The organism is Streptomyces changanensis, assembly GCF_024600715.1.
Taxonomy (GTDB): domain Bacteria; phylum Actinomycetota; class Actinomycetes; order Streptomycetales; family Streptomycetaceae; genus Streptomyces; species Streptomyces changanensis.
Genome location: NZ_CP102332.1, coordinates 5,200,488 through 5,218,727 on the forward strand (window position 1 = coordinate 5,200,488; position 18,240 = coordinate 5,218,727).

At 75.1% G+C, this 18,240-nt stretch carries 13 protein-coding genes; 2 read left to right on the plus strand and 11 right to left on the minus strand.

The window, feature by feature from the left end:
- The first annotated feature begins 73 nt into the window (after nucleotides 1-73).
- A complete protein-coding gene (trhA, locus tag NRO40_RS22895) occupies nucleotides 74-940 on the plus strand; it encodes a PAQR family membrane homeostasis protein TrhA (RefSeq protein WP_408057045.1) in 867 nt (288 codons plus the stop codon).
- A gap of 77 nt (nucleotides 941-1,017) precedes the next feature.
- Here trhA and NRO40_RS22900 read toward each other — a convergent pair whose 3' ends face one another.
- Nucleotides 1,018-2,283 (minus strand): PP2C family protein-serine/threonine phosphatase, encoded by a 1,266-nt coding sequence (locus NRO40_RS22900; protein ID WP_058943066.1) that lies wholly within the window; start codon nucleotides 2,281-2,283, stop codon nucleotides 1,018-1,020.
- Nucleotides 2,284-2,841: 558 nt separating this feature from the next.
- Nucleotides 2,842-3,135 (minus strand): hypothetical protein, encoded by a 294-nt coding sequence (locus NRO40_RS22905; RefSeq protein WP_157901892.1) that lies wholly within the window; start codon nucleotides 3,133-3,135, stop codon nucleotides 2,842-2,844.
- Between the two features lie 521 nt (nucleotides 3,136-3,656).
- On the opposite strand from NRO40_RS22905, the gene NRO40_RS22910 reads away from it, so the two are divergent.
- Nucleotides 3,657-4,364 (plus strand): 4'-phosphopantetheinyl transferase family protein, encoded by a 708-nt coding sequence (locus NRO40_RS22910; protein WP_198549377.1) that lies wholly within the window; start codon nucleotides 3,657-3,659, stop codon nucleotides 4,362-4,364.
- Here the strand turns inward: NRO40_RS22910 and NRO40_RS22915 are convergent.
- The 9 genes from NRO40_RS22915 to NRO40_RS22955 all read right to left on the minus strand — a co-directional run bounded on the left by NRO40_RS22915 (nucleotide 4,336) and on the right by NRO40_RS22955 (nucleotide 18,237).
- Nucleotides 4,336-5,337: a phosphorothioated DNA-binding restriction endonuclease gene (locus NRO40_RS22915; protein ID WP_232791123.1), complete on the minus strand. Its 1,002-nt coding sequence runs from the start codon at nucleotides 5,335-5,337 to the stop codon at nucleotides 4,336-4,338. The two genes, NRO40_RS22910 and NRO40_RS22915, sit on opposite strands and share 29 nt — an antisense overlap.
- A gap of 209 nt (nucleotides 5,338-5,546) precedes the next feature.
- Nucleotides 5,547-7,172, minus strand: coding sequence for an AMP-binding protein (locus tag NRO40_RS22920; protein WP_058943063.1), 1,626 nt, complete (start codon nucleotides 7,170-7,172; stop codon nucleotides 5,547-5,549).
- A 43-nt stretch (nucleotides 7,173-7,215) separates the two neighbouring features.
- Entirely contained in the window at nucleotides 7,216-8,232 is a 1,017-nt protein-coding gene (locus NRO40_RS22925; RefSeq protein ID WP_058943062.1) for an acyl-CoA desaturase, read from the minus strand.
- Nucleotides 8,187-9,185, minus strand: a complete 999-nt coding sequence (locus tag NRO40_RS22930; protein ID WP_269803096.1) for an SDR family NAD(P)-dependent oxidoreductase — start codon at nucleotides 9,183-9,185, stop codon at nucleotides 8,187-8,189. Before NRO40_RS22930 ends, NRO40_RS22925 begins: the two co-directional genes overlap by 46 nt.
- Nucleotides 9,182-10,543 carry a protoporphyrinogen/coproporphyrinogen oxidase gene (locus NRO40_RS22935; protein WP_257375489.1) on the minus strand — a complete coding sequence of 454 codons (1,362 nt, stop codon included), beginning with the start codon at nucleotides 10,541-10,543 and terminating at the stop codon, nucleotides 9,182-9,184. Before NRO40_RS22935 ends, NRO40_RS22930 begins: the two co-directional genes overlap by 4 nt.
- A gap of 11 nt (nucleotides 10,544-10,554) precedes the next feature.
- Nucleotides 10,555-11,604, minus strand: coding sequence for an AfsA-related hotdog domain-containing protein (locus tag NRO40_RS22940; protein WP_058943059.1), 1,050 nt, complete (start codon nucleotides 11,602-11,604; stop codon nucleotides 10,555-10,557).
- Nucleotides 11,601-13,007, minus strand: coding sequence for an NAD(P)/FAD-dependent oxidoreductase (locus tag NRO40_RS22945; RefSeq protein ID WP_058943058.1), 1,407 nt, complete (start codon nucleotides 13,005-13,007; stop codon nucleotides 11,601-11,603). The genes NRO40_RS22940 and NRO40_RS22945 overlap by 4 nt, the downstream gene beginning before the upstream one ends.
- Nucleotides 13,004-14,020, minus strand: coding sequence for a 3-oxoacyl-ACP synthase III family protein (locus tag NRO40_RS22950; protein ID WP_058943057.1), 1,017 nt, complete (start codon nucleotides 14,018-14,020; stop codon nucleotides 13,004-13,006). Before NRO40_RS22950 ends, NRO40_RS22945 begins: the two co-directional genes overlap by 4 nt.
- Nucleotides 14,002-18,237, minus strand: a complete 4,236-nt coding sequence (locus tag NRO40_RS22955; RefSeq protein ID WP_107115129.1) for a type I polyketide synthase — start codon at nucleotides 18,235-18,237, stop codon at nucleotides 14,002-14,004. The genes NRO40_RS22950 and NRO40_RS22955 overlap by 19 nt, the downstream gene beginning before the upstream one ends.
- Nucleotides 18,238-18,240 lie beyond the last annotated feature (3 nt).

Sequence of the window (18,240 nt, forward strand, 5' to 3'; positions counted from 1 at the left end):
CCGGCAACGCGCCCCGGGGTTCCGGACCGGCCTCCTCTCATCCCTGCCGGGTGGTGCCTCCTAGCATGACCGCATGGTTGCCAGTGACGCCCAGGAGTCCGAAGGAGGACGGGAAGCCGTGTCCCGCCACACCGCTGAAGTCGAGAGTGGTCACGTCGCCTCAGCGCGTGCAGAACACTGTGAAGGCGGGCCGACCCGCGAACCACGAGCCGGCGGCACAGGCGGCACAGGCTGCACAAGCGACACAGGCGACACGGAGGAGAGGACCGGTCCGGTCGCCGCCCTGGTGGAGCGGGCGGCCGACCTGGCCGAACCGATCAAGCCGAGGCTGCGTGGCTGGCTCCACGTCGGAATGGTCCCCGCCGCGCTGATCGCGGGCATCGTGCTCATCTGCCTGGCCCGTACCCCGCAGGCGGTCCTGGCCTGCGCCGTCTACGCGGTGACCGCCTGGCTGCTGTTCGCCACGAGCGCCGTCTACCACCGCGGTACCTGGGGGCCGCTCGGCGAGGCCATCCTGCGCCGTCTCGACCACGCCAACATCTTCCTGATCATCGCCGGCACCTGCACCCCACTGGCCGTGCTCCTCCTCCCGCCGGACCAGCGGTCCCTGCTGCTGTGGATCGTGTGGGTGGGCGCGGCGGTCGGCATCGCGTTCCGGGTCCTGTGGGTCGGTGCCCCGCGCTGGCTGTACACCCCCTGTTACCTGGCCCTGGGGTGGGCACCGGTGAGCTACCTGCCCGACTTCCTGCACGCCGGCGGAGTGGCCGTACTCGTCCTGATCGTGGTCGGCGGTCTCCTCTACAGCGCGGGCGCGGTCGTCTACGCCCTCCAGCGGCCCGACCCCTCGCCCCGCTGGTTCGGCTTCCACGAGGTCTTCCACGCGCTGACGGTGGCGGCCTTCACCGCGCACTACGCCGCCATCGCCCTGGCCACCTACTGACCCGCCCGGCCCGCGCCCCGAGCCGACGGCGGCCGTCCCGGTGGCCCGCGTCGACGGCGGTCACCGGGGCGGCCGCGTCACCGCCCGGGAGGCGTCCGCCCCGTCCGCCCCGTCCGCCCCGTCCGCCCCGTCCACGAGGGGGCGGAGGCGTCGGCGAGGTCGGCACCGGTGTCGGCGTCCCGCCGGGAGTGGCCGACGCCGTGCCAGTCCAGGCACATGACGGTCGCGTCGTCCTGCAGGTGGCCGTCGTTCGCGTCGACGACCGCCGCGACGAGGGTGCGGGCGGCCTCGCGGGGATGCAGCGCGCGGGTGCGGACGACCAGGTCGGACAGGTCGGAGCTGATGGCGTTGCGCTCCAGCATGCCGTCGGTCAACATCACCAACCGGTCACCCGGCCGCAGGTCCAGCGACTGGACCCGGTAGGTGTGCGGGGCGTCGAAGCCGAACGGCATGTCGATCTCCGGAGTGATCTCCTGCACCTGCCCGTCCCGCATCCGCAGCGGCCAGGGGTGCCCGGCGTTGATGAACTCGGCCCCGCCGTCGATCAGGCTGATGCGCAGCAGCTGACCGGTGACGTAGCAGTGGCGGCCGTGCTCGCGCATGGCCCGGTCGGCCTGGCGGGCCTGCTCGGCGAGGTCGGCGCCGGCCCGTCGTGCCCGGCGCAGGGCGCCCACCAGCAGGGTGGCCAGCAGCGCGGCGTCCACGTCGTGCCCCATGGCGTCGGTGACGGAGAGCTGGACCGTGTCCCGGTCGATCACGTAGTCGAAGGTGTCGCCCCCGACGTGGTCGGCGGGCTCCAGCGCCCCGGCGACCGCGAACTGCGCCGCCTCGCACGCCAGCGACGCCGGGAGCAACCGGTGCTGGATCTCCGCCGCCAGGCTCAGCGGGGTGGTGCGGCGGCCCCACTGGTACACGTCCGTGTAGGACCGGTTCGCGATGACGATGTACGCCAGGGCGTGCGCGGTCTCGCCGATCTCCCGCATCACCTCCGCGTCGGGCGCCGACGGCAGGAACAGTTCCAGGAGCCCGATGGCGTCCCCGCGGTTGGTCACCGGGGCGACGATCCGCACCAGCGTGCCCTCGCCCCGGTCCTCCACGCGCGGTCGCTGGGTGCGGATCACGTCGTCGTACAGGGTGCCCCGCAGCGTGATGCGCCGCGCGGGCTCGTCGGTCTCGACGCTGCCCGCGGCCCCCAGCCGTACGACCGAGCCGCCGGTGAAGTCGGTGATCAGGAACGACACCGACGCGGCCCCGAGGTGTTCCCTCAGCATGCGCGCGACCACGTCGAGCGACTCCACGGGCGCCGAGCTCTCCGCCGCGGCCAGCGTCCCCGCCAAGGTCATCGCCTTGCCCCGGCCCCACCCGTTCCCGGGAGCACGAAAGCTCGGCTCACCCTCCCCGTCAGGCCCGCCTACGGTCACGATGACTCCTCGCTCGCTGGTGCCCCGGGCTCCGACCCAGGTGTGCGAGGGGCCGGCGCAAGCCCGGTGCCGGGCAGATGTCATTGCACCACAGCGCCCCCGAAGGGACGTACCTCTCAGCCGACCGTTCGCCGCCCGACCCACACCGGCGGGCAGCCGGCCCACGCCGCCCCGGTGTCACGCTCCAGGGCGCGCACCGGCGCCCGGACGCCGCACGGCGATGCGGAGCAGCGGTGTGCGCCGCGAGTCCGCCGGCTGCCGACGGAAGAGCGGGCGGAGGAGTCAAAGGCGGCGCGCGGTCTTCTCGCGGAGCTGTCCGAGGTCGTCGAGAGGCACCTGTCCGTCGGCCTCCGGCCCGTACGGCTCCGTCCCCGTGTGCCACCGGTGGGAGTCAGCGTCCCGGGTCGGCCGGCGGGTTTCGGTGGCGGGCCGGACACGCCGGGGCCGTACCGTACGGGCGCCCCTCGGGGTGCCGGGCCATCACGTCACCGGGTCCTCGTGGAGGGCGACCACGTACCTGTCGCCGTAGGGATCGTCCTGGTCCTCCGGCATCAGCAGGAGCGACAGCGTGGAGCGGTCTCCGTCGAAGCGGACCTCGACGGAGGCGTCCTTCTCCCCGGGGCCGAAGTCTGCCGTGGCCGGGCGTTGGGCCGCGTCACCCCAGCGCGCCAGCCAGCGCTTCGCGTCCTCGTCCGCTCCGTCGCCCTCCGCGGCGAGCTCGGCCAAGCCCTCGGCGTCGCGCGCCCTGAGTCTGGCCAGAACGTGTTCCGTCACGGAGAGGCTGCCTGGCGTCGGGCGCCCGGTGACGGTCAGGTCGAGCTGGGATATTCCGTTCCTGACCCGCTCGGGCGTCCTGTCGGTGGACAGGGCGTCACAGCCTCCGAGGAGCAGTATGAGTGCTCCCGCGGCGCAGACCGGTCTGCTCGCTCGCTTCAACTTCGCTCCCGGCCGATGCGCTGATGCGGCTCAGATTATCGTTTCTCCTGCACCACTGGTGTGACGTCGTGCCGCGGGACCCGGCCGTGCTGCGCGATGTCCCGGGGTCGCCCTTCCTGTTCGGCCTGGCACCGGGTCGTGCGACCTCGACACCACCCCGGTGCTTCTTTCGGACGGTAGTGCGTACCCGCCGGACCGGCGGGGCCGGCCGGCGCCTCGGCGGCGGAGCGCGCATGGCGGCGGAGCGCGCATGGCGGTGAAGCGCGCAGCGTCGCGCGAGCGGGCGATGATCGGACCGTGTGTCCGTGTGCGAGGGTGTCTTCCGTCGGGGTGTCGTCGTCGAGGGGGAGGGGACGGCCGTGATGGACGGGTTGTTGCCGGCCGAGGTGCGCGTCGTCGAGGTCTTCCACGATCCGCCGGGGCTGCCGTTGCTCGGTGCGGAGGCGGAGCAGGTGCGTCGTGCGGTCGACAAGCGGCGCCGGGAGTACACCACCGTCCGCTGGTGTGCGCGGCGGGCCCTCGCCGGGTTGGGCGTCGGGCCCGTGCCGATACCGCGCGGTGAGCGCGGGGCGCCCCAGTGGCCGGACCGGATCGTCGGCAGCATGACGCACTGTCAGGGCTACCGGGCGGCGGCCGTGGCGCGCGACACGGACCTGCGCGCCCTCGGGATCGACGCCGAGGAGCACCTGCCGCTCCCGGACGGAGTGCTGGGGCTGGTCGCGTCGGAGGGCGAGCGGGCGCACCTCGCGGAGCTGGCCCGTCCGCGTCCGGACGTGCACTGGGACCGGCTGCTGTTCAGCGCGAAGGAGTCGGTGTACAAGGCGTGGTTCCCGCTGACCCGCCGGTGGCTCGGACACGAGGAGGCCGAGCTGGCCTTCGCGGTGGACGGGACGTTCACGGCGCGCGTCCTTTTGCGCGACCCGGCCGTTCCGGCGGAGGGCTTCACCGGGCGGTGGGCGGTGGACGGGGTGCTGGCGGCCACCGTCGTGACCGTGCCGCCCACCGCGCCGGCGCGCGGGTGGACGCGCTCGCTGAGGGCTACGCGGCCTGGGTCCCGGGGCGTTTGAAGACCTGGCGGCCGTGCCAGAGGACGAACCGCGGGTCGACGGTGGGGCGGCCGGGGCGGGGCGCCGCGACGGGGCGGCCGTGGAGGTCGTCGACGGCGCGGCCGGCCGGTCCGCGGGCGACGTACAGCTCGGAGACCTGGATGCGCAGGTCGGGGAGGAGCCCGAGGACGCCGAGGTCGAAGAGGGTGTGGTGCAGGGAGCACAGGGACAGGCCGTTGTTCACCTCGTCCGGGCCGTCCTGGCTGTGCCAGCGCACGTGCGCGGCCTCCAGGCCGACGGGGTGGCGGCCGAGGGCCCCGTCGAACCCGCAGAAGGCGCAGGCGTACGCGTAGGCGTGCAGCACCTCCTCGGTGAAACCGGCCCGGCGCCGGCGTCGCTTCCGTCCGGCGAGGGTGTGCGGCGCGGTGCCGGCGAGGGCGGAGCCGACGTCGGCGGTGAGGTCGGCGGCGAGGCCCGCGCCGGGGTCTCCGGTGAGGCCCGTGCCGAGGTCTTCGGTGAGGTCGAGCCCGACGGCGTCGCAGACGGGTGCCTCCAGCGCGGGGGTGAAGTGCTGTTCCAGCAGGAGGCGTACCGCCGCGGCCAGCGTGCCCGGCTCCGCCAGCAGCGCCTCGACGTGCGGGTGGAGGCGGCCGTGCGCCCCGCGGGCCCGCAGGGCGCCGCCCCGCTCCGGCGCGTCCCGGCTGATCGCGCGTCCGTCCCGGTCGCGCAGCTCCCACAGCTCGCGCTCCAGGTGCACGAACGGCATGGCCGCCCGCTCCCGCGCCCGCGCGGGGCTGGTCACGGCGGGCCCGAAGTCGTTGATCAGCCGGCTGACCGGCTCCTCCGCCTCGTCGTACGAGACGGCGGTGCTGCCGGAACCGGCGAACCTCCCCAGCAGCCACAGCACGAGCAACGGCTTGTGCGGGGCCCGTCGCCCGCCCACCTGGGCCCGCCGCAGTGCCGACAGCGCGTCCAGCAGCTCCTCCCGCGTCACGGAACCTCCCCCCATGTCCGCCCCATGTCCCCCCTGTCCGGCTCCGCGCGGCCGTGTCCGGGTGGCGCGCCCGCTGATTCTCGCAAGCCCTCCCGTCGCGGTTCCACTGACGGCCGCGCGGGGAGGGGCGGGCGCGGAGGCGGCGAGAAAGGGGGGAGAGGGTGGGGTGGTGGGGCGAGGGGCCCGGGTGGGTGGGCCCCTCGGCCCGGTCAGGCGAACGCCACCCGTGCCACGGGGGCGAGCCGGCCCTCGTCGAGCAGGGCGCGGCAGCGGAAGCGCTGGATCTTTCCGCTGGGCGTCTTCGGGAGCACCCCGCGCGCCAGGAACAGGCACTCCGCGAGCGCGACGCCGGCCTTCTCCATGGCCAGCGAGGCGGCCTCCTCGGCGATCGGCCGGAAGTCCTTCGGGTTGCCCTGGGGTTCCACCATCAGCACGAGCCGGGACGTCCCCGAGCCGCCCGCGTCGACGAGGGCGGCGCAGCCCTTGCGGACGTTCCTCAGGGAGTCGACCGCCGACTCGATCTCGGAGGCGTAGACCTTCCGCCCGCCCACCGACAGCATGTCGTCGGCCCGGCCGAGGACGTACAGCTCGTCGTCGCGCACGAAGCCGAGGTCGCCGGTGCGCAGCCAGCCGTCCCGGAACCGCGCGGCGGTGCGTTCGGGGTCGGCGTGGTAGCCGACGGCGAGGCTCGGTGACGACACCTGGATCTCCGCGATGCCGCCCCCACTGCCCGCCCGGACCGACACTCCGGGCAGCGTCACGCCGTTGGAGACCAGCCGGGCCGCCTTCGGGTGGTCGGGAGCCACCTCGATCACCGTGCCCTCGACCAGCGCGGGACCGTCGAACGCGAGTGCCCTGGGTGCCCGGTCCCACGGCTTCCCGGTCACCGCGAGCGTCGCCTCGGCCATGCCGTACGCGGGCTGGAACGCGGTGTCGGACAGGCCGAACGGCCGGAACTTCTCCGTCGCCGCCGCCAGCGTGTCCCAGTCGACGCGCTCCGCCCCGATCACGGCGGCCCGCAGCTTCAGCTCCCTGGGCAGCGCCCCCCGGCCCTGCGCCCGCGCCGCGAGGTACACGGCGGTGCTCGTGCCCGCCGTCATCGTCGCCCCGTACTCGGCCATGTCGCGGAACCACGTGCGCGGCGCCATCCCGAACCGGTCGGGCGACGACAGCACGAAGTCGAAGTCGTACGCCCACGAGTACAGCAGGCAGCCGAACATGCCCATGTCGTGCGAGAGCGGCAGCCAGGAGGCCACGGTGTCGGCGCCGGGCCAGCCGCCCGTCAGGTGCAGGATGATCTGCAGCTGCTGCTCGATGGCCCGGGTGGTCAGCGCGCATCCCTTGGGGGTGCTGGTGGACCCGGACGAGTACTGGACGAAGGCCACGTCGTCCCGGCCCGGTGGGCTCGGCTCGACGCGTCCCCCGCCGCGCAGCGACGACCAGCCGCGGACCGGCAGTTCCTTGCCGAGCTCCGGCGGGACCATGTCGGTCAGCTCCTCGTCGACCAGGAGCAGCGTCGGGTCCAGCCGCGCGGAGAGCGCCACCAGCTGCTCGCCGTACGCCTCCCGGCCCTGGCCGCGGGTCGGCAGCGGCAGCGAGGCGACCGCGCCGCCGGCCAGCCAGATCGCCAGCAGTCCGCGGACCGTGTCGGGCGTGTTGGTGAGGACGGCGGCGACGCGGGTGCCCGGCCCGACGCCGAGGCCGCGGAGCTCGGCGGCCATGCCGTGGGCGTCCCTGACGACGTCCCGCCAGGGGGTGTGCGCGAAGCCCTCGCCCGTCCACTCGTGCAGTACGCCGTGCGTCGCCCCGTCGGTCAGGGCCCTGAAGAACTCCATGTACGTGATCCCCGTCTACTCGTCTGCTCGTCCGGTGGCCGCGCTACTCGACGTCCACCAGCGAGGCGTCGGCCTCACGGGCATCGCGGCGGCGCTCCGCGAGGGGCGCGATGTTCTGCTGGGTCTCCAGGAGTTCCCTCTTGTCCATGGAGGCCGCGTTGACCCGGCTGACCCCCGCCTCGCGCATCTCCATGCGGTCGGGGTCGATGCGCACGACCTTCCAGGCGAGGCGGGTCTTCTCCAGGCTCCAGATGAGGATCGCGGAGAGGTCGACCTCGTACCACTTCATGCCGTGGCGGGCGGAGCGGGGGAAGGCGTGGTGGTTGTTGTGCCAGGCCTCGCCGAAGGAGGGGAGGGAGAGCCAGGCGACGTTGCGGGACTGGTCGGTGGTGTCGAAGCGGCGGCGGCCGAAGACGTGCCCGACGGAGTTGACCGCGTAGGTCATGTGGTTGATCAGGAAGATGCGGACCAGGCCGCCCCAGAGCATGCCGGTCAGGCCGGCTCGCCAGTCGCCGCCGGTGAGGGCGTAGGCGAGGAGGCCGGGCAGCACGACACCGGCGGCGGTGACCAGCAGGAGGTGCTCGCTGAGCCAGCGCAGCGGCTTCTCGCGCACCAGGTCCGGGCAGTAGCGCATCGGGTCGGAGGTGAGGTTGACGTCGAAGAGCCAGCCGAGGTGGGCGTGCCAGAGACCGGCCATCGTGCCCTTGAAGCCGGGCTCGAAGTCCAGGTGGGGGCTGTGCGGGTCACCGGGCTTGTCGGCGACGCGGTGGTGCTTGCGGTGGTGGGCCGCCCAGATCAGCGGCGGACCCTGGCCGGCCATCACCCCGGCGGTGGCCAGGGCGACGCGGATGGGCTTGTACGTCTCGAACGAGCGGTGGGTGAGCATCCGGTGGTAGCCGGTCGAGATGCCGAAGCCGGAGACCGCGTACATGAGGACGAGGACCACCACGTCCGACCAGCCGAAGATCTCGTTCCACAGCAGGGCCATGGCGCCGGCCACCGCGATCAGCGGTATCAGCGACGCCCCGAGGATGAACCACCGGTGTTTTCTGCCGTCCATTGTCCTGTGCCTCTCACATGCGGGAGTCGGGAGTCGGGAGTGCCGGCCGGCGGGCGGGTGCGGGAGCCGGTCCGCGCGGTGCGGAAGACGGGCAGCACCACGGCGCGCAGCACGGGGAAGAGCAGGGCGCGCGGCGTGTGGCGGCCCGCGAGGTACTGGGCCTTGGCGACCGGGCCCGGGACCACCACGCGGCGTCCCCGTGCCAGGCCGCGCAGGCCCGCCTCGGCGACGCGCTCGGGCGTCAGCCACGCCAGGAACCGCCGCTCCTGGAGCCGTGCCATGCCGCCCACCGCGTAGAAGCCGGTGCGGACGGGGCCCGGGGCGAGCAGGGTGCAGCGCACCCCGCTGCCGCGCAGTTCGACGTGGAGCGACTCGGCGAAGGCGTTGGCGAACGCCTTGCCGGCCGCGTAGGTGGCCGCGGTCGGTACGGGCTGGCAGCCGGCGGTGGAGCCGGTGATCAGGATCCCGCCGCGCCGCCGCGCCAGCATGCCCGGGAGCAGGGCCTGCGTCAGCGCGTGCAGCGCGACGACGTTGACCTGGACCTGGGCGCTCTCCTGGGCGGGGTCGTTCTCGTGGAACGGCCCGCAGGTCGGGAAGCCCGCGTTGGCGCAGAGCACGGAGACCGGCTGCCCGCCCAGTTCCGCCACGAGCGTCCGACGCGCGGCCGGGTCCGCGAGGTCGCAGGTCCGTACGCGCACGGGTACGCCGTGCCGGCCGCGCAGTTCCCCGGCGAGCCGTTCGAGGGCGTCGGTGGAGCGGGCGACGAGCCACAGCCCGTACCCGCGTGCGGCCAGGCCCCGGGCGAGGTGCTCGCCGATGCCGGAGGAGGCGCCGGTGACCACCGCCCAGTCGACCGGGGCGCCCGCGCCGCCGTCCGCGCTCCCGGGGCCCGTGTCCCCGCTCGCGCCGCCACCCGGGCCGCCGCTCGGTTCGCGGTTCGCGCCGCCGCTCACGCCGCCGCCCGCGCGGGCGCCGAGGGGGAGGTGAGGTGCGCGGCGAGCCGGCCCGCCGCGGCGCGGCCCGTCCGGGCGCACGCCTCGATGGACACGCCCTGGATGTAGTCGCCCGCGAGCTCCAGGCCGGGCACGTCCGCGACGCCCTCCCGGACCTCGGCGAGGAAGTCGGCGTGGTAGGGGAGGTAGCCGCTGTAGGCCGCGTCCCAGTGCTTGACCAGGAGGTTGACGCGCTCGGCGCGCGGTGCCCCCAGGTACCTCACGAGGCGCTCCTCGGTCTCCCCGGTCAGCCGGTCGATGTTCTCCGGGCTGAGGTCGGTCAGGCGCCCCTCGCGGCCGCTGTAGGTGTAGCGGACGATGTGCCGCTCCTCCATGCCGTACGAACCGGCGTTGCTGCACGGCCCGTCGTCCATGGCGAGCGCGCGCACGTCCGGGCCGAAGACGGGCCGGTCGTACTCGACGAGGACCACGGTGGACGGGAAGTACCGCACGTCCGACAGCCGCCGGGCGAGCGCGGGCCGCGCGGAGCGGACGATCCCGGCGGTCGCGTGGGCCGGGGTGGCCAGCACCACGCCGTCGTAGTCGCTGGTCCGCGCGGGCGCCCCGCCCTCGGAGACGCGCAGCCCCGTGACCCTCCCGTCGCGGACCACCAGGTCCTCCACGGTGGCGCCGAGCCGTACCGGGACCCGCTTGGCGAACGCGTCCAGTACGGGCTGGATGCCGCCGCTCAGCTGGTCGTAGTGGTCCATCAGCATGGCCAGGTTGGTGCCGAACGTGCCGGGGTGGACCTCGTCGGGCTCCGCCCCGTTGTTGCGGATGACCATGGGCCGCACCAGCGTGTCCGTCATCTCGCGCCCGAAGAACGAGCTGAGCGGGGAGTGGTCGTGGCGCCGCGAGACGCCGCTGAAGTAGCGCGAGCCGAGGAAGCGGTTGCGGTCGTCGGCGCGGATCCGCGCCGCCATCGCCGCCATCCGCGCGACGTCGCGGGCCGAGCCCATCCGCCGGATGTTCCTCAGCGTCCGGCCCCGCCGCTCGCTGTCGAGGGTGAGGACCTCGCCGTCCTTGATGCGGGAGGCGTTGTAGCCGAAGGACTCATACGCGTCCGCGCCGAGCTCCGAGGTGAACCAGCGGAACGTGTGGTAGCGGCGGCCGATGTTCTTCCCGCCCGTCATGACCTGCCGGTCGCCGAGCTTGTCGAGGCCGAAGCGGCCGCCGAGTATCCCGGCCGCCTCGATGAGCTCGACGTCGTATCCGAGGAGGTCGAGGCGGAGCGCCGCGGTGAGGCCGGAGACGCCCGCCCCCACCACCGCCACGCGCCGCCGGTCCCCTGCGCTGTCACCCGTGTGTGTCACTGCCATGGCTCGGACTCCTACGCTCGCGCGGTCGATCGGGGACGCGGTGCCGCGTCGGGAAGCAGGTCGATGCGGCCCTCGACGACCGGTCTGCCGAACTGCCGCAGGACCACGGACACCGGGACGCGGCCGTCCGCTGCGGGGGCGCCGACCTCCGCCTCGTGGACCAGGTCGGCCTCGAACTCGGCGAAGTCCAGGAAGGCCGCCTCGCAGCCGACGGTGAGGGCGTCCGGGGCGGCCGGCACCCCGGCCCGGCCGGCCGCGGCCAGGGCGGCCTGGCGCATGCCCTCGACCATCAGGGGCCCCGGCACGTGGTCGTACTCGTGGTCGAAGAAGGCCGGGTGGTGCGGGTCCGCCGTCAGCAGGCAGCGGAACGCGCCCCCGCCGGACCCGGCGTCCGGCCACGCCCCCCGTTCCGGCAGGCCGACGACGACGTTCCGCGGGTTCTCACGCCCCACCAGGCCGGCGTCGAGCCGCCGTGCCGGGGTCGGGCGGGCCTCGGCCACGGGCTTCCGCCCTCGCTGGAAGGCCCGGAACACGTCGTAGTCCTCCTGCGACATGAAGGCGAGGACCGCGTTCAGGGTCATCGCCGGGCGCCCGCCGACCTCCATCACGCCGTCGAGCACCATGCCCACCACGTCGGAGCCCTTGCCCTGGCGCTCGGCGACCCGGTAGTGCACGTACCCCTGCAGCGCCGACGTGCCGTCGTGGGCGTACGCCTGGGGGTCCGTCACCCGCAGCGAGATCCGCTGGAGGCTGAAGGGCAGCCCGACCGGCACCCCGACGTGGCGGTGCAGCAGCACGAAGATGGACTGCCGCGCCGCCTCCGCGGACGCCAGCGGGTCATGGAAGCCCGCCCTCCGGTCCGACCACAGGCTGTGGGCGCGCGGGATCTGGAAGGAGAGGTGGAAGTCGTCGTCGGACCCCTGCGCGGAGTCGGTGACGAACACCTCGCCGACCTGCCTGCGGTGGGCGAGGGCGCGCGGCACCGTCCGCTCGAAGCCCAGGTCGATGCCCGGGGGCGGCAGGTGGCCGCGCGCGGCGGTGTGCGGGTACGTGCTGGTCATCGGCTCAGCTCCGGTTCGGACGTGTCCTGCAGTACGGGGCGCGGCGCCAGGCCGCTCTGGAAGACGGGCCGGCGCATCGCGTTCCTGCGCCGGAGCTCGGTGGTCGCGAGCCGCCGCAGCTCGCCGAGGGCTGCGCGGCGCCGGCCGGGGGCGCCCAGCAGCTGCCCGCCCGTCGCGCCGAGCACCCGCGCCGGGGTGAGGACCTCCAGGACGGAGGCCCGGTGGCTCAGCAGGTTCAGGACGCCGTCGACCCGGCCGCGCGCGTGCAGTGCGCGCACGACCCGCGGGACGACGCCCGCGATGGGGCCGGCCACGCCCAGGTCCGCCGCCAGGCCGTAGTACTCGGCGTACGTACGGTCCCGCCAGCGGCCGAACTCCGTGACGGCGCGGTCGAGCCGGACGCCCGACCCGATGGCGTCACCGACCGCGTCGGCGAGCCGTTCCGCCTGGTGGAAGGCGTCGCCGATGCCGCGCCCGCCCGCCGGGTCCTTGAAGTGCCCGGCGTCACCGAGCAGCACCCAGCCGGCGCCCGCCGCCTCGCGGAAGTAGCCGAAGAAGCGCCGGATGCCGTAGATCCTGCTCGCCCGGGTGGCGCCCGCGAGGGCCTCGGCGATCGGCGCGCAGCGCAGCGCGTGGGCGCGCAGGGAACCGTCGAGGTCGGCGCGGAAGCTCTCCCGCTCGTGCCGCTGCGGGGAGACGCCCACGATGTACAGGCCGTTGTCGGCGGGGCCGCCCAGCATGTGCCGGTCGCCCCAGCGGTGGAAGACGAACGTCGGCCGCGGACCGGTGTCCGCGCCCTCGAAGTACGTCCAGTAGTAGCTGCGTTCGCCGGGACTCACGTGGTACATGCGCGACCCGCACGCCTCGGCGACCTTCGAGTTCCGTCCGTCCGCGCCGACCACCAGGCGGGCCCGCAGCCGCGCCTCGACGCCGCCCGCCACCGCCCGGACCCCCGTGACCCGCCCGCCCTCACGGATCACCCCGACGACCCGGGTGCCCAGCCGCACCTCGGCGCCGGACGCGCGGGCCGCGTCCACCAGGACCGGGTCGAGGACCTCGCGGCGTACGCAGGCCGCGCCGCCCACGTCACCGGGCTCCTGCGGGAACGCCTCCCGGCAGCGGAACCCCTCCAGGCGCATGTCGACGTGGCTCATGGTGGTGACCCCGGCCGCGCGCAGCCGCTCCATCACACCGAGGCGGTTCAGGAACGCCAGGGAGTCGGCCTGCAGGATGTTCGAGGAGAGCGTCGAACGGATCTCGGTGGCCTGGTCGAGCACGGCGACCCGCAGGCCGCGGCGCGCGAGGAGCGCGCCGAGCGTGGCCCCGGCGCAGCGCGCGCCGACGACGACGACGTCGTACTCCGTGGTCGCGGGCTGCCCGGGCGCCCCGGTCGGCCCGCTCACGAGGCGCCGTTCCAGCGCACCGCCGCGGCGGCCGCGAAGTCACCGGCGTGCGCGAACCCCGACATCACCACGAGGTCGCCGTCGCGCAGCTCACCGGCGCGGGCCGCCCGGTCGAGGGTGACGGGCACGGCGGCCCCGTACAGGTTCCCGTAGCGGTCGAAGGTGTCCAGGTGCCGTGCGGCGTCCAGCTTCAGGGCCTGGCGCCAGTTCTGCAGGAAGATCCGGTTCGGCTGGTTGGTGACGAGCACGTCGATGTCGGACGGCTGCTCCCCGAGGTCCGCGCACAGCTCCCCGACGAGCTCGGGCACGAGGGTGTTGCCGCGCTGGAGGATCTCCGCCGCCTTGCCGGGGTCGAAGGCGATGTCCATCTGGCCCTCGCCCGGCTCCCAGTACCTGCGCCCGTCCGGGGTCTTGATGCCGAGGTCCACGGAGTGCGCGGGGACGCTGCGGGTCCGTATCCCGAGGAGCGGCGAGCCCGCGCCGGTCTCCAGGTAGGCCACGCCGCAGCCGTCGCCGGGGATCGGCGCGTGCGACCGCTTGCGCACCTCGGACTGGGCGAACATCCGCCCCGCGGTGTTCTGCACGTTGGCGACCAGCGCGGTGCGCGCCGCTCCGTCGGCCATGATCTTCCGAGCCAGCGCGAGCATGTAGGGGAAGGAGGCGCAGCCGCCGTTGTGCAGGTCCACGATCCACTCGGGGTCGATGCCGAGGGCGTGCGCCGCCTGGGCGCCGACGCCCATGAACGGCTCGTCCGGCAGCAGCACGTTCGTCAGCAGCACGTCGACCCGGCCGGCGGGGCCCCTGCCGAGGCGCTCGAAGAGCGGCCGGGCCGCCGCGGCGATCATGTCGGCGGCCCGTTCGCCGGGGGCGACGTGGTGCCGGGTCGGGGGCACGCGGAACAGCGGGGTGTGGGCGAGCGGGTCCACCGGGGCGTCCTCGTCCAGGAAGAACTCGGGCCCCACGACGTTCTCGGGCAGGTAGCTCCCGAAGTCGACTATGCCGACCGGCTGCATGACAGTTCCTTTCGAAGCCATTCCTCGACGGCGTGTGCCGTGTGAGCGGCGTGTTCCTCGAGGAGCGAGAAGTGGTCGCCGGTGACGGGCGCGACGGTGTCCGCGGCCCGCCAGAGCCGCCAGTCGGCGCCGTCCGGCGCGTCGGGACCCCGCTCGGCGGTGAGGAGCAGCGCGGGCGCCGTCAGCGGGTCGGCCGTCCAGTCGTCGAACAGCCGCAGGTAGCCGCCCATGGCCGGCACGTCGTCGTCGAGGCCCGCGGGCGCGCCGTCCCGGGCGAGGACGCGGCCCATCGCCCAGGCGAACACCGCCTGCTGCTGGGCCGGTTCGGGCTCGTAGGTGTCGATCAGCACGACCCCTTCGACGCGGTGCCCGGCGCGCTCCAGCGACGCGGCGGCGGCGTGCGCGAGGACGCCGCCGATGGAGTGCCCCGCGAGGACCAGCGGGGCGCCGCCCGCGGTGTGCAGCGCGGCCGCGGCCAGGCTGTCGACCGCCGCCCGCCACGAGCCGGGCACCAGCGGTGAGGTGCCGAACCCGGGCAGGGTGAGCGCGGACATCCGCGGCCGGTGGGCGAATCCGGCGGCGAACCGCGCGAACTGGTGCGGGCCCGAGCCGGCCAGGAAGGACGGCACGCACACGACGGCGGGCGCGGCGGGCCCGTCGGAGACGAGCACAGACTCCGGCGGTCCCTGGGGTCGGTCGGCGGCGGTGAAGGTGGGGAGGTCCGCCGCGGCGGCCCGCAGCAGCGGCACGGCGTCACCGAGTCGCCCGCGCCGGTGCAGGTCCCGCAGCAGGACGGCGGGGCCGCCCCCGGCACCGGGTGCGCCGGGGGCGCCGGGAGGGCCGGGGTCACTGGGGGTGCGGGCGGCGTTCGGGGTGCTCGGGTGGCCGGAGGTGCCGGTGCCGCTCGGGAGGCCGGGCGCGTTCGGGGCGCTGGGTGCGGGCGTGGCGCCGGGGGCGGGCGTGGAGCTGGGTGGCGCTGCGGCGCCGGATGCGGGGACGGCCCTGGGCGGGGCTGCGGCGCCGGGGGCGGGTGCGGCGTCGAGTGCGGGTGTGGGTGTGGCGTCGGGTGTGGGCGTGACGCTCGGGTCGCTCGGGGTGAGCAGCGGGCGCAGGTGCTCCGCGAGGGCCGCCGGGGTGGGGTGGTCGACGAGGAGGGTGGCCGGCAGGGTCAGGCCGGTGACCGTGGCCAGGCGCCGCTGGAAGCGGACGGCGCCGAGCGAGTCGATGCCGAGCTCCGGCAGCGTCAGGTCGGGGTCGATCCGCGCGCCGTCCTCGTAGCCGAGGACGAGGGCCATCTGGGTGCGGACCAGGCCGAGGACGTCCCGCTCCCCGCCCGCCCCCTCCGGCTCGCCCCGGTCCGCCCGCCCCGGCGCGTCACCACACGGCCGCCCCTGCCCGCCCGGTGCCGGAGCCGCCCCGTCCGCGGACGGCGCGGGGCTCGTGCCCCGTACGGTCTGCGGCACGTCGATCCAGTGGCGGCGCGCCTGGAAGGCGTACGTCGGGAGCGGCACCCGGCGGGCCGCGTCCCGGGGGAGGAGGGCCGCGAGGTCGCCGCACGCGCCGTGCGCGTGCAGCTCGGCGAGCGCGGCCATGAGCGCGGCGGGCTCGGGCGCGTGCCCGTCGAGGGCGGGGGCGACCACCGCGGCGTCCGGGTCGCGCAGGCACGGACGGGTCATCGCGGTCAGCACCCCGCTCGGCCCGAGCTCCAGGAACGCCGTCACGCCCGCGCCCTCCAGGCGGCGCACCCCGTCGTGGAAGCGGACGGGGCGCTCGGCGTGACGGACCCAGTACTCGGGCGTGGTCAGGTCGGTCGCCTCGGCGAAGTTCCCCGTCACGTCGGAGACGATCGGCACGGCCGGCGCGTGGTAGCTCAAGCTCCGCGCGACGGAAGCGAGTTCATCGAGCGCCGGCCGCATCAGAGGCGAGTGGAAGGCGTGGCTGACGCGCAGCCGGCGGGTGCGGCGGCCCCGCTCCCGCCACGCCCGCTGCCAGGCCGCGAGGGGCTCGGCGGCGCCGGACACGACGACCGAACGGGGCCCGTTCACGGCGGCCACGGCCAGCCGGTCGTCGCCGCGCAGGCTCCGCAGGACCTCGTCCTCCGTCGCCTCCACGGCGACCATCGCGCCGCCCTCCGGCAGGGCCTGCATCAGCCTGCCGCGCGCGGCGACCAGGGCGCTCGCGTCGGCCAGGGACAGCACCCCGGCGACGTGCGCGGCGGACAGCTCGCCGATCGAGTGGCCCATCAGGAAGTCCGGGGTGAAGCCCCAGGACTCGACGAGCCGGTACAGGGCCACCTCCAGCGCGAACAGCGCCGGCTGCGTCCAGCCCGTGCGGTGCAGCAGCTCCGCCTCGGGACTGCCCTCGGGGGCGTCCATCACCCGGCGCAGGGGAAGGTCCAGATGCCGGTCGAGCTCGGCGCGGGCCGCGTCCAGGGCGTCGGCGAAGACCGGGTGGGCGGCGGCGAGTCCACGGCCCGCGCCGGCCTGCTGCGACCCCTGCCCGGAGAACAGGAACGCGGTCTTCCGCGCCCGTGCCGCCACCCCGAGGACGGCGTTGCCCGGCAGGTCCCCCGCGCCGAACGCCGCCAGCCCGGCGAGGAGTTCGGTACGGGTGGCGCCGGTGAGGACCGCCCGGTGGTCGAAGCGGGCGCGGGTGTGGGCGAGGGCGGCGCCGACCTGGAGGGGGGTGGCGTCGGGGCGTGCGGTGGTGAGGTGGGTGTGCAGGCGGCCGGCCTGGGCGCGCAGGGCGGTCGGCGTCCTGGCGGACAGCACCCACGGCACCACCGGCAGGGTCACCGGCTCCGGCCCCTCCCCGGCCCCGGCGGGCGCGTCGGGCGGCGCCTCCTCGACCACGACGTGCGCGTTGCTGCCGCTGATGCCGAACGAGGACACCCCCGCCCGCCGGACCCGCTCGCCGCGCGGCCACGGGACGGCCTCGGTCAGCAGGGAGACGCCACCACCGGACCAGTCGGCCTTGGACGTGGGCCGGTCGACGTGCAGGGTCCGGGGCAGTACGCCGTGACGGAGCGCCTGCACCATCTTGATCAGTCCGCCGACGCCCGCGGCGGCCTGGCTGTGCCCGATGTTGGACTTCAGCGAGCCCAGCCGCAGCGGCCGCGCGGCGGTCCGCCCCCGGCCGTAGACCGCCGCGAGGGCGTCGACCTCGATGGGGTCGCCGAGCGTGGTGCCCGTGCCGTGCCCCTCGACCGCGTCGACGTCGTCGGGGCGTAACCGGGCCGCGGCGAGCGCCTGCGTGATGACGCGCTGCTGGGAGCGGCCGTTCGGGGCGGTCAGGCCGTTGCTGGCGCCGTCCTGGTTGACCGCGGAACCCGCGACGACCGCCAGGACGCGGTGGTCGTTGCGGCGCGCCTCGCTCAGGCGCTCCAGCAGGACGATCCCGACCCCCTCGCCCCAGCCGGTGCCCTCGGCGGCCTCCGCGTACGAGCGGCACCTGCCGTCCGGCGAGAGGGCGCGCTGTCTGCTGAACTCGGTGAAGACGCCCGGTGTCGACATCACCGTCACCCCGCCCGCGACGGCCAGCGCGCACTCGCCCTGACGGAGCGCCTGCACGGCCATGTGCACGCTCACCAGCGACGACGAACATGCCGTGTCGACGGTGAGGGCCGGACCCTCGAACCCGAGCACGTACGAGACGCGGCCGGAGAGCACGCTGCCCGCCGAGCCGATGCCCCAGTAGCCCTCCAGCTCCTTTGGGCCCGACCGCGCCAGCTGGGCGTAGTCCTGGCCCGTCGTCCCCACGAACACACCCGTCGGCGAGCCGCGCAGGCTCCCCGGGTCGATGCCCGCGTCCTCCAGCGACTCCCAGACGGTCTGCAGGAGCAGCCGCTGCTGCGGGTCCATCGCCAGGGCCTCGGTCCGGCCGATGCCGAAGAACTCCGCGTCGAACTCCGTCGCCCCCTCCAGGAACCCGCCGGCCCTGGCGTACGTCGTGCCCGGGTGGTCCGGGTCGTCGTGGAAGAGCCGCTCCAGGTCCCAGCCCCGGTCCGCGGGGAAGTCCGCGACCGCGTCGCGCCCGGCGGCCACCAGGTCCCACAGGCCGTCGGGTGAGGTCACGCCACCCGGGTAGCGGCAGGCCATGCCCACCACCGCGATCGGCTCGTACGCCCGCTGCTCGGCCTGCCGCAACCGCTCGCGCGTGTCCTGCAGCTCGGCGGTGACACGCTTGAGGTACCGCAGTGTCCTGTCGTCGTCCGGCATGGT